Here is a 15,614-nt window from a genome sequence, read left to right as displayed (position 1 = left end):
GGCCGGCACCGTCGCCTGATTCACCTTCCCCCACTTCTACCCTGGAGAATTCTTTGAGACGCGCGAAAATCGTCGCCACCCTGGGCCCCGCCACCTCGACATACGAGACGGTGCGTGCACTGATCGACGCGGGGGTGGATGTCGCTCGATTGAACCTCAGCCACGGTGACTACTCCGTGCACGAGAACAACTACGCCAACGTGCGTCGTGCCGCGGAGGACGCCGGCCGCGCGGTCGCCATCCTCGTCGACCTGCAGGGACCGAAGATCCGCCTCGGAAAGTTCGAGGGCGGCCCGTACGAGCTCGCCAAGGGCGACATCTTCAAGATCACCACCGAAGACATCATCGGCAACAAGGAGATCAGCGGCACCACGTTCAAGGGGCTTCCCCAGGACGTCAAGCCGGGCGATTTCCTTCTGATCGACGATGGCAAGGTCCGCGTCGAGGTCGTCGAGACCGATGGCGTGACCGTGACCACGAAGGTCATCGTTGCCGGTGCCGTGTCCAACAACAAGGGCATCAACCTGCCGGGTGTGGCCGTGAACGTTCCTGCGCTCAGCGAGAAGGACGAGGACGACCTCCGTTGGGGCCTGCGCATCGGCGCCGACCTCATCGCCCTGTCGTTCGTCCGCAACGCCTCCGACGTCACCCGCGTGCACGAGATCATGGCGGAGGAGGGCGTTCGCGTCCCTGTCATCGCCAAGGTCGAGAAGCCTCAGGCCGTCGACGCGCTCGAAGAGATCGTCGACGCGTTCGACGCGATCATGGTCGCCCGTGGCGACCTCGGTGTCGAGCTTCCGCTCGAGGCCGTGCCGATCGTCCAGAAGCGTGCAGTCGAGCTCGCACGCCGCAACGCCAAGCCGGTCATCGTCGCGACGCAGATGCTCGAGTCGATGATCAGCAGCCCCGTCCCCACGCGCGCCGAGACCTCGGACGTCGCGAACGCCGTCCTCGACGGTGCGGACGCGGTCATGCTCTCCGGTGAGACCAGCGTCGGAGACTACCCGGTCGTGGTCGTCGAGACCATGGCGCGGATCATCGCCTCCACCGAGGAGCACGGTCTGGAGCGCATCGCGCCGCTGACGACCAAGCCCCGCACCCAGGGTGGTGCGATCACCCTCGCAGCGCTCGAGGTCGCCGAGTTCGTCGACGCGAAGTTCCTCTGTGTGTTCACGCAGTCCGGCGACTCCGCGCGTCGCCTGTCGCGTCTGCGCTCGCGCATCCCGATGATCGCGTTCACGCCGGAGCCCGACATCCGCCGTCGCATGGCGCTTACGTGGGGCATCCGCTCGACCCTGGTCGACATGGTGCAGCACACCGACCTGATGTATCACCAGGTCGACGAGTATCTGCTCGGCAACAAGCTTGCCGAGGAAGGGGACAAGGTCGTCGTGATCTCCGGGTCCCCTCCTGGAATCATCGGATCGACGAACGACCTTCGCGTGCACAAGGTCGGCGATGCGATTCGCGGTGCAGCACCGATCTACAAGGCCGGCGTCTGACGCAAAGCATCCAGAGGGGGCGGGACTTCGGTCTCGCCCCCTCTGTCGTGCCGCGGTGGGCCCGTCAACCCCGTGCTACATTTCCGCGCGTTGCGGTAGCTTCACAGCATGAGCCCTTCCCGTCGTCGCGTCGTCGTCGACCGGATGACCTTCGGTCTCTGGGAGAGCCCACGGCCTCCCGGCACGGATTCGCCTGCGATCGTGCTCGTGCACGGAATCGGGATGTCGCATCGCTACCTGTCGCGGTTGCAGGGCGTGTTCGCTGATTTCACACGTGTCGTGTCCGTGGATCTGCCGGGATTCGCGGGGCTGCCCAAGCCCTCCGGCGATCCCGACGTGGGGCGGATGGGACGAGCGCTCTCGGAGGTGATCGCCTCCCTGGGGGAGGAGCGCATCATCGTGGTCGGGCATTCGATGGGCGCGCAGTGGGTTGCTGAGGCCGTCCTGCATCGTCCGGAGCGCGTGCAGGCGGTCGTCGCGATCGGCCCTGTGGTGGACCAGCGCCATCGCAGCCTCATGGCTCAGGCCAGGGCACTTGCCGTCGACACGCTCGGCGAGACGCCTCTCATCAACCTGATCGTGTTCGCCGACTATCTGCGCTGCGGAGTCCCCTGGTATCTGAAGCAGGCGCGGCACATGATCGCGTATCCGACCGAGAAGCGTTATTCCGAGCTACAGCCGCCCGTGCTGGTGATGAGGGGCGGGGATGACCCGGTGGCAGGTCGCGCATGGTGTCGTCGATTGCGCGATACCGCACGGGCTGCACGGCTCGTGGAGGTCCCGGGGCGCCACCACGTCGTGCAGCACTCCGCTCCTCGCGCTGTCGCTGCTGCCATCATGGCGAACACGGCGGGGCCGTGGCCGCCGAGCGCGCGATCCGTGGCGCGTCGAACGACCGGGAGCACATCATCGGCGTGCTGAGGAAGGCCGCCTGGTGGATCGCCGATTACGCATACGCGGGTTACTGGCAGTTGCGCGCGACGTTCGATCGCACCGATCCGGCGAGCTTCACATCAGGGAGCGGGGCGCACATCGTCGTTCTCCCCGGAGTGTACGAGACGTGGAAGTTCATGCAGCCCCTCGTGGAGCAGATGCGCGCGAAGGGGCACGCCGTGCACATCGTCGACACGCTTCATCGGAACGAGCGACCGGTCGCCGACATCGCCGCCGCCGTGGCGGAGTTCCTGGAGCGACGTGAGCTCTCCGACGTGATCCTCGTCGCTCACAGCAAGGGTGGGCTCGCAGGGAAGCTCGTCATGACCGGCCCGGCGGGGGAGCGCGTACGCTCGATGCTCGCCATCGCGACGCCGTTCGGCGGCTCGCGCTACGCCCGCCTGATGCTGTCCCGCACCCTGCGGGCCTTCTCCCCGGAAGACCCGTCGATCGTGGACATGGCCCGGCAGCTCACGGTCAATGAGCGGATCGTGTCGATCTATGCGGCGTTCGACCCTCACATCCCGGAGGGGAGCGAGCTGGCCGGTGCGAAGAATGTCCGGCTCGAGACCGGCGGGCACTTCCGAATCCTCGCCCACCCTCGCGTCCTGGCCGAGCTGGCCGTCCTCGCCGAATAGCCCGGGGAGGTCCTAGCGCGAGGCACCACTGCGGCGGGAACGAGCAGCACGCCCCAGCCCCAGCCCGTGATCCAGCGCTGGATCTCTCATCGTGTGCCGGCGGTGGGACTCGAACCCACACGCCCTTTCGGACAAAGCATTTTGAGTGCTCCGCGTCTGCCATTCCGCCACGCCGGCTCGTGTGTCGCGTCTACGACTTTAGCGCAGGGGAGGGGTTCGATCCTCCGCACCGAGCACCTACGGCCTGCTCACAGAGCTCTCCACTAGGATGGTTCTGTGACAGAGCAAGAAGAGCAGGCCGAGCAGCCCACGTCATCCGCCCCGCGACGCGTCGTCGTCGCCGAGGATGAGTCGCTGATCCGCCTCGACATCGTCGAGATCCTCCGCGACAACGGCTTCGATGTCGTCGGTGAGGCCGGTGACGGAGAGACCGCGGTCGCACTCGCGACCGAGCTGCGTCCCGACCTCGTCATCATGGACGTGAAGATGCCACAGCTCGACGGCATCAGCGCCGCCGAGAAGCTGCACAAGGGCAACATCGCGCCGGTCGTCCTCCTCACGGCGTTCAGCCAGAAGGAACTCGTCGAGCGGGCGAGCGAAGCGGGCGCACTCGCCTACGTCGTGAAGCCGTTCACGCCGAACGACCTCCTCCCCGCGATCGAGATCGCCCTCGCCCGTCACGAGCAGATCATCACGCTCGAGGCCGAGGTCGCCGACATGGTCGAGCGTTTCGAGACCCGCAAGCTCGTCGACCGGGCCAAGGGCCTGCTCAACGAGAAGATGGGCCTGAGCGAGCCCGAGGCGTTCCGCTGGATTCAGAAGGCGTCCATGGACCGCCGCCTGACGATGCAGGACGTCGCTAAGGCGATCATCGAACAGCTCGCCCCCAAGAAGTAGCGGTGAGCGCCGGAGTCCTCCGGCTGGATGGCGAGCACATCCTGCGGCCCGTCCGCGCCGGCGACGGTGCGGCGCTTTCGAGGGCGTACCTGTCGAACCGGGATCACCTCGCGCCGTGGGAGCCGCTCCGAGACGAGTCGTTCTTCACCGTCGCCTCGCAGGAGCGTCACGCTCAGGAGAGTGTGTCCGACGCCGAGTCAGGTCGCAGCATCCGTTTCGTGATCGAGTCGGACGACGGTGAGATCCGTGGTCGGATGAACATCAACAACATCGTCCGCGGCGCGTTCTGGAGCGCAGATCTCGGCTATTGGGTCGATGCCGCAAGGCAGCGCAGAGGGTTGGCGAGCCGCGCTGTCGCACAGGTCCTGGAGTATTCGCGCGTCGAGCTGCGTCTGCACCGGATGCAGGCCGCGACGCTGCTGCACAACGTCGGATCCCAGCGCGTGCTGCTAGGAAACGGCTTCGAACGGATCGGACTCGCTCCGAAGTATCTCCGCATCGCGGGGGAGTGGCAGGATCACCTGCTGTTCCAGCGGCTGCTGGAAGAACCGCTCAGCGCGCGGCGGGAACGTCCTTGATCATGTTCGTGATGCGGATCGTCGAGCAGCGGCGCCCCTGATCGTCGGTCACGACGATCTCGTGAACCGTGATGCTCCGCCCCAGGTGCACGGGTGTGCACACACCCGTGACGACGCCGGACGTCGCCGAACGCGTGTGGGTGGCATTGATGTCGACACCGACCGCCAAGCGACCGGCGCCCGCGTGGAGGTTCGCCGCCATCGAGCCGAGCGATTCTCCGAGCACCACGTACGCGCCGCCGTGCATGAGCCCGACAGGCTGAGTGTTGCCCTCGACCGGCATGGTCGCGACGCAGCGATCGACGCTGAACTCGACGAACTCCATGCCCATCTTCTCGGCCAGAGCCCCCATCCCGCGGGCCGTGGCCCAGTCGAGACCCTCGCTCGTCGCGACGTCGCTCATGCATCCTCCTCAGCGGGTGTCTGTCGTCCTCGTTAGGCTGACAGGGTGACGGACTCCGCAAAGCCTACCCTCATGGTCGTCGACGGCCATTCGCTCGCCTACCGTGCCTTCTTCGCCCTTCCGGTCGAGAACTTCACGACGAAGGACAACCAGCACACGAACGGCATCTACGGCTTCTTGTCGATGCTGGTGAACCTCATCAAGGCCGAGCAGCCGACGCATCTGGCCATCGCCTTCGACACCTCACGGCACTCGTTCCGCACCGACGAATACCCGGAGTACAAGGCCACGCGCTCGGAGTCGCCACAGGAGTTCAAGGGGCAGATCCCGCTTCTGCAGGACTGCCTCGCCGCCATGTCGATCCCGGTCCTGACAAAAGAGGGGATCGAGGCCGACGACATCCTGGCGACGCTTGCCTCCCAGGGCGCGGAGCAGGGCTACGAGGTGCTCGTCGTCTCGGGCGACCGTGACACCATCCAGCTCGTCAACGACGATGTCACGCTGCTGTACCCGTCGGTTCAGGGCGTGTCGCAGCTCAAGCGCTACGACCCGACGACCGTCCAGGAGCGGTACGGTGTGCGTCCGGAGCAGTACCCCGACATCGCGGCCCTCGTCGGCGAGACCAGCGACAACCTGCCGGGTGTGCCGAAGGTCGGTGAGAAGACCGCGGTCAAGTGGCTCACGCAGTTCGGCTCACTCGACGAGCTGATCGCACGGGCCGATGAGATCAAGGGTGTGGTCGGTGGCAATCTCCGCGATCACATCGACGACGTGCGCCGCAACCGCAAGCTCAACCGTCTGCTCACCGATGTGGAGCTTCCGGTCGGCCCTGCCGACCTCGCGGTCGCGCCGATCGATGCGCAGGCCGTGCGTGACATCTTCGCGCGTCTGGAGTTCCGCACGCTTCTGCCGCGAGTCTTCGAAGCTGTCGGAGCCGGCGAAGTCGCCGACGACCCCGCCTCCGTCGTCGTCCTTCCCGTCCCTGTCGAGGTCTCGCCCACCGACCTCGCGGCCTGGGCTGCAGCGCAGAGCGACGATGTCGCACTTCGCGTCGCCACCCAGGGCGGCGTGCCGGTGCGCATCGGGGTCGCTACGCTGACTGAGCTCCGCGAGGCCGACTGGACGGATGCCGCAGCAGAAGCCCTGCGCGAATGGATCGAATCCGACGCGCCGAAGGTCCTGCACGATGCGAAGCCGCAGGTGAAGGCACTGATCCGTCAGGGCATCCGGCTCCGTGGTCTCGCCTACGACACGAGCCTGGCCGGCTGGCTGCTGCGCCCGAGCTTCCCCGACAAGACCCTCGCCGACCTGGTGGAGCGCTATCTGGGCGAGAAGCTGCCTGAGGCCGACCCGTCGCAGCTCGTGCCCGAGACCGAGGGCGCGACGCCGTCACAGGAGGCGTGGTTCGCCCTGCGCGTCGCCGATGCGCTGCGGGAAGACATCCCGGAGTCGGTCGGCAAGGTCCTCGTCGACATCGAGCTGCCGACGCTGCTCACCCTCGCCGACATGGAGGTCGCCGGTGTGGCGGTCTCCCACGAGGTGCTCTCGACCTTCTCCGGCGAGCTCGCCACGCGCGCCGAGGGGCTCGCGCAGGAGGCGTTCTCCGTCGTCGGGCGCGAATTCAATCTCGGCTCGCCCAAGCAGCTGCAGGAGGTCCTTTTCGAAGACCTCCAGCTCCCGAAGACCCGCAAGACGAAGACGGGTTACTCGACGGATGCGGCGGTGCTCGCCGACCTTCAGGAGAGCCACCCGCATCCTTTCCTGAGCCTGCTCCTGCAGCATCGTGAAGCGACCAAGCTGCGTCAGATCATCGAATCGCTCGACACGGCGATCGGCGACGACCACCGTGTGCACACGACCTACGTACAGACCGGCAGCCAGACCGGGCGCCTCTCCAGCACCGACCCCAACCTGCAGAACATCCCGGTTCGCACGGAGGAGTCGCGCCGCATCCGCAGCGCGTTCGAGGTCGGCGAAGGGTATGAGGCTCTTCTCACCGCCGACTACTCGCAGATCGAGATGCGCATCATGGCGCACCTGTCGGGTGACGAAGGACTGATCGAGGCGTTCAACAGCGGCGAAGATCTGCACCGCTTCGTGGGTGCGCGGGTCTTCGGCGTCGAGCCGAGCGAGGTGACGCCCGCCATGCGTACCAAGGTCAAGGCGATGTCGTACGGCCTGGTCTACGGGCTCTCGGCGTTCGGGCTCTCCAAGCAGCTGCGCATCGAGCAGTCCGAGGCCAAGCAGCTCATGGTCGAGTACTTCGCGCGTTTCGGCGCGGTGCGCGACTACCTGCGCGCCTCGGTCATGAAGGCCAAGGAAGTCGGCTACACCGAGACGATCTTCGGCCGCCGTCGCCCGTTCCCCGACCTCGCGAGCCCCAACCGTGTGCTCCGTGAGAACGCGGAGCGTGCGGCGCTCAACGCGCCGATCCAGGGCAGCGCCGCCGACATCATGAAGATCGCCTTGCTGCACATCCACGACGATCTGCGGTCCGAACAGCTCTCCTCGCGGGTGCTGCTGCAGATCCACGATGAGCTCGTGGTCGAAGTCGCTCCGGGGGAGTGGGATGCCACCGAGCGCATCGTCCGCGCGCGCATGGGCGATGCGGCCGAGTTGTCCGTGCCGCTCGATGTGCAGGTCGGTCGTGGTCGCGACTGGAACGAAGCCGCGCACTGACCTCCGGCGGGGAAGGGGCCCGGGGATTAGGCTGGCAGTTATGACTTCAGCTCCCCGCACCCCCTCCGCCATCGACGCCGTCGCCGATGAATGGGTCGAAAAGATCGCGGTTCTGGCGCCCACTCTCGGCACCTACATCGGCCGCGACGAGGTGAACGATCGTTTCGGCGATCTGAGCCCGGCCGGCCATGAGGAGATCGCCGCGGCGACCCGGTCGACCCTCGACAAGCTGTCTGCGCTAACTCCTGTCGACGCGATCGATGAGGTCACCAAGACCGATCTCAGCGCGGAACTCCGCCTCGATCTCGAGCTTCACGACGCGAAGTGGCATCTGCGCGATCTCAACGTCATCGCTTCGGCCGCGCAGGATGTGCGTTCGGCGTTCGACCTGATGCCGACGTCGACGGTCGAGGACTGGGACGTGATCGCGACTCGCCTCGCCGCCGTCCCCGGGGCGCTCCGCGGCTACGTCGAGACGCTCCGCACCGGCATCGCGGAGGGCGTCACGCCCGCGCGCCGCCAGGTGGTCGAGGTCGCCACCCAGATCGACCGCTACACCGCCGATGACGGCTTCTTCGCTGCGTTCGTGGCGCACGCCGACCCCGACGAGGGGCAGCTTCCCGCCTCCCTGGCGCGGACGCTCGCCGACAATTCCGCCGCCGCACGGGTCGCCTACGACGAGCTGCGTCGCTTCCTCGCTGAGGAGCTCGCCCCGGCGGCCGGCGACGTAGACGCCGTGGGGCGCGAACTGTACGCGCTCAACTCCCGCCGATTCCTCGGCGCGACGATCGATCTCGATGAGACGTACGAATGGGGCCGTGAAGAGCTCGCACGCATGGTCGAGGAGCAGACCGCGATCGCGAACGAGATCCTCCCCGGAGCCTCGGTCGAAGAGGCGGTGGCTCATCTCGAAGCCGATCCCGCCCGCAAGCTCGTCGGCACGGATGCGCTCCAGAAGTGGATGCAGGAGACCAGCGATCGTGCCGTCGCCGAGCTCGGCGCCTCGCACTTCGACATCCCCGAGGCGATCCGCACCCTGGAGTGCATGATCGCCCCCACGCAGGAGGGTGGGATCTACTACACCGGCCCGACAGACGACTTCTCCCGTCCCGGTCGTATGTGGTGGTCCGTTCCCGAGGGCGTCACGGAGTTCGACACCTGGCGCGAACTCACCACCGTCTTCCATGAGGGCGTCCCCGGTCACCACCTTCAGATCGCGCAGGCGGTCTACAACCGCGCCGAGCTCAATTCCTGGCGCCGTCTGCTCGCGGGCACCTCGGGCCATGCCGAGGGATGGGCGCTCTATGCGGAGCGTCTCATGGAGCAGCTCGGCTACCTCGACGATCCCGCCGACCGTCTCGGAATGCTCGATGGGCAGCGCATGCGAGCGGCCCGGGTCGTGCTCGACATCGGTGTGCACCTCGGCAAGCCGCGGCTCGACGGAGACGGCGTCTGGGATGCGGACTACGCCCTCGAATTCATGCGCCGCAACGTGAACATGTCCGATCAGTTCGTGCAGTTCGAGGTGAACCGCTACCTCGGCTGGCCGGGTCAGGCGCCGTCGTACAAGGTGGGTCAGCGCATCTGGGAGCAGGTCCGTGACGGTGTGCGGGCTGCCGAAGGTGACTCTTTCGCCTTTAAGGACTTCCACAAGAGGGCCCTCGACATCGGCGGCGTCGGCCTCGACACGCTGCGTACGACGCTGCTGCCGCGCTGACGGGAATGCTGTCCGGCCCTCGCGTGTTCATTCACGTGAATAGGAAGGGATGACATGAGCATCGAATTCGGGCTGGACACCTTCGGCGACATCACGAGGGATGCGGACGGAGAGCTCCTCACCGGGGCGCAGACGATCCGCAACATCGTGGCGCAGGCGGAGCTCGCCGACACGGTCGGTGTGAACTTCTTCGGGGTGGGGGAGCACCACCGCACGGAGTTCGCCGTCTCCGCGCCGGAGATGGTGCTCGCCGCCATCGCTGCGCGCACCGAGCACATCCGACTCGGCACAGCGGTCACCGTGCTGTCCTCCGACGACCCGGTGCGCGTGTTCGAGCGGTTCTCGACGCTCGATGCGCTCTCGAACGGGCGGGCCGAGGTCGTGCTCGGACGCGGCTCCTTCATCGAGTCCTTCCCGCTGTTCGGCTACGATCTGCGCGACTACGACGCCCTGTTCGAGCAGAAGCTCGAGCTCTTCGTCGAGCTGCTCAAGGAGGGACCCGTCACCTGGTCCGGCACCATGCGAGCTTCGCTGGAGAACGCCAACGTGTTCCCGAAGACCGAGAACGGATTGCGCACCTGGGTCGGCGTCGGCGGCAGTCCGGAGTCGGTCGTGCGGGTCGCCCGCCACGGTCTCGGTCTGATGCTGGCGATCATCGGGGGACCGGCCCACCGCTTCAAGCCGTTCGTCGATCTCTATCACCGTTCGGTCGCATCCTTCGGAACGACGTCGCACCCGATCTCCGTGCACTCTCCGGGGCACATCGCCGAGACCGACGCCGAAGCGTGGGATGCCGCCTACTCGGGCTTCGAGGCCATGAACAACACCATCGGGCGTGAGCGCGGATGGCCCGCGTACAGCCGCGCGCGATTCCAGAACGACGTCGGACCGGAGGGTGCGATCTACGCCGGCTCCCCGGACCGCGTCGCGGCGAAGATCGCCGATACCATCACCACTCTCGGGCTCGGACGCTTCGACCTGAAGTACGCCACCGGCACCCTGTCGCATGAGTCGATGATGCGCAGCATCGAGCTCTACGGCACCGAGGTCATCCCGCGGGTGCGCAGGATCCTCGCCGAGCGCGATTGAGCCGTCATCCGGGGCAGGGCGGTCTTGGCGCGGCTCTACGATGAGGAGCATGGCCAACACCGCCCTGCCGAGCCGCGACTCGCTCGCTGAACGCCTGGACGGGCTCCCGTTCACGCGTCGCCACCTCCGCCTGCTGACCGGGTCCGGGCTCGGTTGGGCGCTGGATGCGATGGATGTCGGTCTCATCTCGTTCATCCTCGCGGCGCTCACGCAGCAGTGGGACCTCAGCAAGAGCGATGCCGGCTGGATCGCCTCCATCGGTTTCGTCGGCATGGCCATCGGCGCCACCCTCGGCGGGCTCCTCGCAGATCGCTTCGGACGACGACAGGTGTTCGCGCTCACGCTGCTCGTCTACGGCGTCGCGACCGGTGCGAGCGCACTCGTGGGCGGACTCGCTGCGCTTCTCGTCCTGCGGTTCCTGGTCGGTCTGGGCCTCGGCGCCGAGCTCCCTGTCGCCTCGACGTATGTGAGCGAGTTCGCTCCGGCCCGCATCCGTGGTCGTCTGATCGTCGTACTGGAGGCCTTCTGGGCTCTCGGGTGGACTGCCGCGGCGGTGATCGGGTTCCTCGTCATCCCCACCTCCGACGCCGGATGGCGATGGGCCTTCGCACTGGGCGCCATCCCCGCGGTGTACGCACTGTTCATCCGTTGGCGGATGCCCGAATCACCCCGCTGGCTCGCTTCTCGGGGCCGCATCGCAGAAGCGGACCGCATCGTGTCGACGTTCGAGGCGGATGCGAGAGTCCTCTCGGCACCGGCCATCCGGAAGGAGCCGCCCTCTCGAGCCATCGCGATCACGGCGCGCGCACGCCTCGCAACCCTGTGGAATCCGGAGTTCCGATTGCGGACGCTATGCCTGTGGCTGGTCTGGCTCGGAGTGAACTTCGCCTATTACGGTGCCTTCATCTGGATCCCCAGCATCCTCGTGGATGCCGGCTTCGACCTCGTCAAGTCCTTCGGTTTCACCCTCATCATCACGCTCGCTCAGCTCCCCGGATACGCCGTCGCCGCCTGGCTTATCGAGGTCTGGGGGAGACGTCTGACCCTCTCAGTGTTCCTCGTCGGCTCTGCCGTGTCGGCCGTGATCTTCGGCACGGCTTCCACCGAAGGAGCGATCATCGGAGCGGGAATGGCGCTGTCCTTCTTCAACCTCGGCGCGTGGGGAGCGCTCTACGCCGTGACGCCGGAGATCTACCCCACGTCTCTGCGGGCGACCGGAGCGGGATGGGCGGCCGGAATCGGTCGGATCGCCTCGATCGTGGCGCCGCTGTCCGTCCCCGTCCTGCTTCTCGCCGGGGGAGCGCCTCTGCTGTTCGCGGTGTTCGGCGTCTGCTTCCTCGGCGCGGCCGCCGCCGCCTGGGGCCTCGTCGATCGCGGAGGCCAGGCTCTCGACGATCGTTGAAGCCCGGTGTCGTCGGGCCGCAATAGGCTGGGACGATGGCAGATGTGCGTTTCGTGGCTATCGGCGACTCGTTCACAGAGGGCGTCGGCGACGTGCTCCCGAGCGGGCAGGAGCGCGGGTGGGCCGATCTCGCGGCGCAGGGCTGGGCCGACGCCGCCGGACACCCCATCCAATACGCGAATCTCGCCATCCGCGGCAAGCTGGCCTGGCCGATCGTCGAGCAGCAGCTCGAGCCCGCGCTCGCTCTGCGCCCCACACACCTGTCGTTCAACGGCGGCGGCAACGACATGCTGCGCCCTCGTACCGACGTCGAGCACATTGCGGATGCGTTCAGCCGGGTGCTGCGCCGTTGCGACGAAGAGGGGGTGACCATGATCCTCCTCTCCGGTGCGAACCCCAGTGGGCAGCTTCCGATGGGATCGCTCGTACAGCGTCGAGGGGATCTGCTCTCGGAGGCCGTGATGCGGCGGATCGAAGAGCGCCCCGATGTCATCCGAGCCCTCAACTGGCCGGATCGGGAGCTCTCCCGAGGCGCGTACTGGGCCGACGATCGCCTGCACATGAACGCCGCGGGGCATCACCGCGTGGCTGCCCGCGTGCTCCACGCACTGGGCTTCGAGCCTCCGGAGACATGGTGGGCGCCGAACGATCGTCTGGGTACCGGTCCGTCCGGCCTGGCGTATTACCGCGAGTTCGTCGGCCCGTGGGTGCGGCGTCGCGTGACGCGCACGTCGTCCGGTGACGGCCGCACCGCGAAGTACCCCACGTGGGTCGAACGGGTTCCTTCGTGACGCTCGCGCAGACGCTGCGGGTGGGTGCGTGAGCGAGCTCGAACTCGCTCGCATCCCTGCGGGTGTCGTGGCCCTGAACGATGCACGCCGCAAAGAGCAGCGTGTGGTCGAGCTCGAGCCGTTCGAGATCGGCGTCTACCCGGTCACGCAGGAACAGCTTGCCGACGTCCTCGGTATACCGGTCGAACATCCACGGCGCCCCGCATCGGATCTTTCCTGGCTGCGGGCTGTGCATTTCTGCAATGCCGCGTCCGACTGGGAGGGCCTCGACCGGGTCTACCTGTTCGACGGCGAGGAGGTGACATGGGACACCACGGCCGACGGCTACCGGCTGCCGACCGAGGCGGAATGGGAGTTCGCGTGCCGCGCCGGATCGACCGGCCCCCACTACGCGCCCCTCGCCGACGCCGCGTGGACGAGCGCGGACGGAGTGTCTTCTCCGCAGGACATCGGCGGCAAGCTGCCGAACCTCAACGGTCTCTTCGACACGCTCGGCAACGTGTGGGAGTGGTGCTGGGACCTCCTGGACCCCGCCCGCTACGACGACTATCGCGTGTTCCGCGGCGGCGGATTCGCCGACGACGCGTGGAGCGTCCGGGCATCGGTTCGTCGTGGGGGAGCGCCGCGCATGCATCACGACGACGTGGGACTCCGTCTCGCGCGAGGGGCGTTCGATACGCCCGGTCAGGCGCAGGGCTGGTCGGCTCAGGGAGACCGCGAACGTGCGGTGCAAGACGGTCCGCTGCCTTCGGGCTGGACGCCGCGGAGGCGGTAGTCACACCCACGCCCCGCGTCCGCCGGTCACTGAGCGCGTGTGATCGGTCGCTGGTTTTGTCCGTCGTCACCCGGATGGAAAGCTGGATCCATGGCATCCACGTACTCGCTCATCGTCTCCCAGGGTCGCGTCGCCGACCGCACCGACGGGGCCCTCGTCGGCGCCCGCCGAGTCGGCGAGTCGGTGGCGTCATTGCTCGATCTCGAGCCACAGGTGATCGGAACACCCACGGCGAGCACGGTCGACGACTGGTCCGTCGCGCTCCCGCAAGCGGAGGAGACCTTGACCGGTCTGCGCGATGCGTTGCAGAGCGCCCTCGGCGCCGGAACGACACCGCTGCTCATCACCAACACGTGCGCGGCGAGTCTCGGCACCCTTCCGACCGTCGCCGAGCGTCACCCCGACGCAGTGCTGTTGTGGATCGACGCGCACGGCGACTTCAACACCCCTGAGACCACGGAGTCCGGCTACCTCGGGGGAATGGTCCTCGCGGCCGCCTGCGGACTCTGGGACAGCGGGCACGGCTCAGGACTCGACCCGAAGCAGGTCGTCGTGGTCGGCGGACGCGATATCGATCCGGCCGAGGGGGAGCTGCTCGCCGGCGCCGGCGTGACGGTGCTGGCCCCATCGGACAGCACGCCGGAGCGGGTGCGGGAGCTCGTCGCCGGTCGCCCCGTGTGGGTCCACGTCGACTGGGACGTGCTCGAGCCGGGGTACATCCCGGCTGCTTACCGGGTCGGGGGCGGATTGCTGCCGCACCAGATCGCCGCGATCTTCTCCGCCCTTCCGCAGGACTCCGTCCGGGGTGTCGAGCTGGCGGAGTTCGAAGCAGGCGACGCGGAGGTGCCCGAGCGCGTGAGTGTCGAGCTGATCATCGAGACGCTTCAGCACCTTCTTCGCTGAACCTCCGTACCCACGATCGCGGAACAGTCAGCGACGGCGCTCCGGATCGAGGCCCATGCGGATGCGTGTGCGCTTGCGCTCGATGAGAATGAACGCGGTTCCGATGATCCATAGCGGGATCGGCATGAGGAAGGCGATGCGGAACGCTTCGAGGGTGTATGTCTCGGGAGTACCGGCGCCTTGCATGTCGAGGACGAGTCCGATCAGGAAGATCGCGATGAGGGCGGCGATGAAGCCGCCCGCGTTGGTGACACCTGTCGCCGTGCTCAGCCGGTGGCTCGGATTGTGCGTGCGGGCATGGTCGAAGGCGATCATCGATGCAGGACCGCCGGTCGCGAGTGCGATCGCCAGCACGTAGAGCAGCCAGAGCGGAGCGGTGTCAGGAAGGGCGATGACGGCGATCCACGCCGCCATCTGCACGCCTACGGCGGGGAGCACGAGTGCCAGGGATCGGTGGTTGGGCAGTCTTCGCGAGAGGTCGCCGATGATCGGCCCCAGAAGCATGCCGGCAACGACATATACGGAGATGATTCCCGCCGCATGAGCGGTGTCGAGCCCTTCGGCTGCGGTGAGGAAGGGCATTCCCCAGAGCAGGACGAACGCGGTGCCCGCGAACGGTGTCGTGAAATGGGACCAGAAGGCGAGGCGAGTGCCCGGATGGGCCCAGGCGGCGCGGATGCCGACGCCCGTGTCGATCGCCGATGTGACGACGCGGATGACGCCCGTGTCGGTATTCACCGTGACGTCGGCGCCGCGCTCTGCGGGGTGGTTGCGGATGACGAGCGCCACGAGGATGGTGAACAGCACTCCGAGGCCGGCGATGCTGCCGAAAGTGATGGTCCAGGTCGTCGCATGAAGCAGTGCCGCGAGCGGGACCAGGGCGATCAGCTGACCGGTCTGCCCGATGATCCCGGTGAACTGCACCATGATCGGACCACGCTGTGCGGGAAACCACGTCGCGACCAGACGCAGCACGGCGGGGAAGATCGCCGCGTCTCCCGCGCCGAGCAGAACGCGCGCGAAGATCGCGATGCCGATGCTGGGGGAGAGGGCCATGGTCAGCTGCCCCGCCGCCATGAGCAACATGCCGATCGTCATGATGGGGCGCGAGCCGAAGCGGTCGAGCAGGATCCCGATCGGGATCTGCATCCCGCCGTAGACCGCGAGTTGCACGACGGCGAACAGCGCGAGTGTCGATGCGTCCGCCTGGAACCTGTCGGCCGCCTCCACTCCGACCGCGCCGAGGGAGGTGCGGTTCGTGATCGCCAGCACGTAGGCTGCGACGCCGACGGACCAGATCACCCATG

The 15,614-nt window shown here is 67.3% G+C and carries 14 protein-coding genes and 1 tRNA gene; 12 read left to right on the top strand and 3 right to left on the bottom strand.

Features of this window, described 5'->3' with window-relative positions; genetic code table 11:
* Positions 1–53: 53 nt before the first annotated feature.
* The 3 genes from pyk (at position 54) to DW298_RS18510 (ending at position 3,073) form a co-directional block, all read left to right on the top strand.
* Positions 54–1,502, top strand: coding sequence for a pyruvate kinase (gene pyk / locus DW298_RS18520; protein ID WP_136043929.1), 1,449 nt, complete (start codon positions 54–56; stop codon positions 1,500–1,502).
* A 108-nt stretch (positions 1,503–1,610) separates the two neighbouring features.
* Positions 1,611–2,423, top strand: coding sequence for an alpha/beta hydrolase (locus DW298_RS18515; protein ID WP_136043928.1), 813 nt, complete (start codon positions 1,611–1,613; stop codon positions 2,421–2,423).
* On the top strand, positions 2,360–3,073 hold the full coding sequence (locus DW298_RS18510) for a lysophospholipase (RefSeq protein ID WP_240745192.1): 714 nt from the start codon (positions 2,360–2,362) through the stop codon (positions 3,071–3,073). Before DW298_RS18515 ends, DW298_RS18510 begins: the two co-directional genes overlap by 64 nt.
* A gap of 94 nt (positions 3,074–3,167) precedes the next feature.
* Here the strand turns inward: DW298_RS18510 and DW298_RS18505 are convergent.
* Positions 3,168–3,250 (bottom strand) — tRNA-Leu (locus DW298_RS18505).
* Between the two features lie 99 nt (positions 3,251–3,349).
* Between DW298_RS18505 and DW298_RS18500 the strand changes: the two genes are divergently transcribed.
* Positions 3,350–3,970 carry a response regulator gene (locus DW298_RS18500; RefSeq protein ID WP_017830602.1) on the top strand — a complete coding sequence of 207 codons (621 nt, stop codon included), beginning with the start codon at positions 3,350–3,352 and terminating at the stop codon, positions 3,968–3,970.
* Positions 3,971–3,972: 2 nt separating this feature from the next.
* Entirely contained in the window at positions 3,973–4,548 is a 576-nt protein-coding gene (locus tag DW298_RS18495) for a GNAT family N-acetyltransferase (protein ID WP_136043927.1), read from the top strand.
* Here DW298_RS18495 and DW298_RS18490 read toward each other — a convergent pair.
* Positions 4,523–4,951 (bottom strand): hotdog fold thioesterase, encoded by a 429-nt coding sequence (locus DW298_RS18490; protein WP_136043926.1) that lies wholly within the window; start codon positions 4,949–4,951, stop codon positions 4,523–4,525. The two genes, DW298_RS18495 and DW298_RS18490, sit on opposite strands and share 26 nt — an antisense overlap.
* Positions 4,952–4,996: 45 nt before the next feature.
* On the opposite strand from DW298_RS18490, the gene polA reads away from it, so the two are divergent.
* The 7 genes from polA (at position 4,997) to DW298_RS18455 (ending at position 14,307) form a co-directional block, all read left to right on the top strand.
* Positions 4,997–7,630, top strand: coding sequence for a DNA polymerase I (polA, locus tag DW298_RS18485; RefSeq protein WP_205820449.1), 2,634 nt, complete (start codon positions 4,997–4,999; stop codon positions 7,628–7,630).
* Between the two features lie 40 nt (positions 7,631–7,670).
* Positions 7,671–9,347, top strand: a complete 1,677-nt coding sequence (locus tag DW298_RS18480; RefSeq protein ID WP_136043925.1) for a DUF885 domain-containing protein — start codon at positions 7,671–7,673, stop codon at positions 9,345–9,347.
* A 54-nt stretch (positions 9,348–9,401) separates the two neighbouring features.
* Positions 9,402–10,436: an LLM class flavin-dependent oxidoreductase gene (locus tag DW298_RS18475; protein ID WP_136043924.1), complete on the top strand. Its 1,035-nt coding sequence runs from the start codon at positions 9,402–9,404 to the stop codon at positions 10,434–10,436.
* A 49-nt stretch (positions 10,437–10,485) separates the two neighbouring features.
* Positions 10,486–11,838 (top strand): MFS transporter, encoded by a 1,353-nt coding sequence (locus DW298_RS18470; protein WP_136043923.1) that lies wholly within the window; start codon positions 10,486–10,488, stop codon positions 11,836–11,838.
* A 35-nt stretch (positions 11,839–11,873) separates the two neighbouring features.
* The gene (locus tag DW298_RS18465) at positions 11,874–12,629 is read left to right on the top strand and encodes an SGNH/GDSL hydrolase family protein (protein ID WP_205820447.1); all 756 of its coding nucleotides are present in this window, start codon (positions 11,874–11,876) and stop codon (positions 12,627–12,629) included.
* A 28-nt stretch (positions 12,630–12,657) separates the two neighbouring features.
* Positions 12,658–13,404, top strand: a complete 747-nt coding sequence (locus DW298_RS18460) for an SUMF1/EgtB/PvdO family nonheme iron enzyme (protein ID WP_136043922.1) — start codon at positions 12,658–12,660, stop codon at positions 13,402–13,404.
* Between the two features lie 90 nt (positions 13,405–13,494).
* On the top strand, positions 13,495–14,307 hold the full coding sequence (locus DW298_RS18455) for an arginase family protein (protein ID WP_136043921.1): 813 nt from the start codon (positions 13,495–13,497) through the stop codon (positions 14,305–14,307).
* Positions 14,308–14,334: 27 nt separating this feature from the next.
* Here DW298_RS18455 and DW298_RS18450 read toward each other — a convergent pair whose 3' ends face one another.
* Positions 14,335–15,609 (bottom strand): MFS transporter, encoded by a 1,275-nt coding sequence (locus DW298_RS18450; RefSeq protein ID WP_240745191.1) that lies wholly within the window; start codon positions 15,607–15,609, stop codon positions 14,335–14,337.
* Positions 15,610–15,614 lie beyond the last annotated feature (5 nt).

The organism is Microbacterium sp. A20, from assembly GCF_004794515.1.
Lineage (GTDB): Bacteria > Actinomycetota > Actinomycetes > Actinomycetales > Microbacteriaceae > Microbacterium.
Note: the sequence above shows the minus strand (reverse complement) of the source record. Positions and strands in the feature narration are given on the sequence as shown.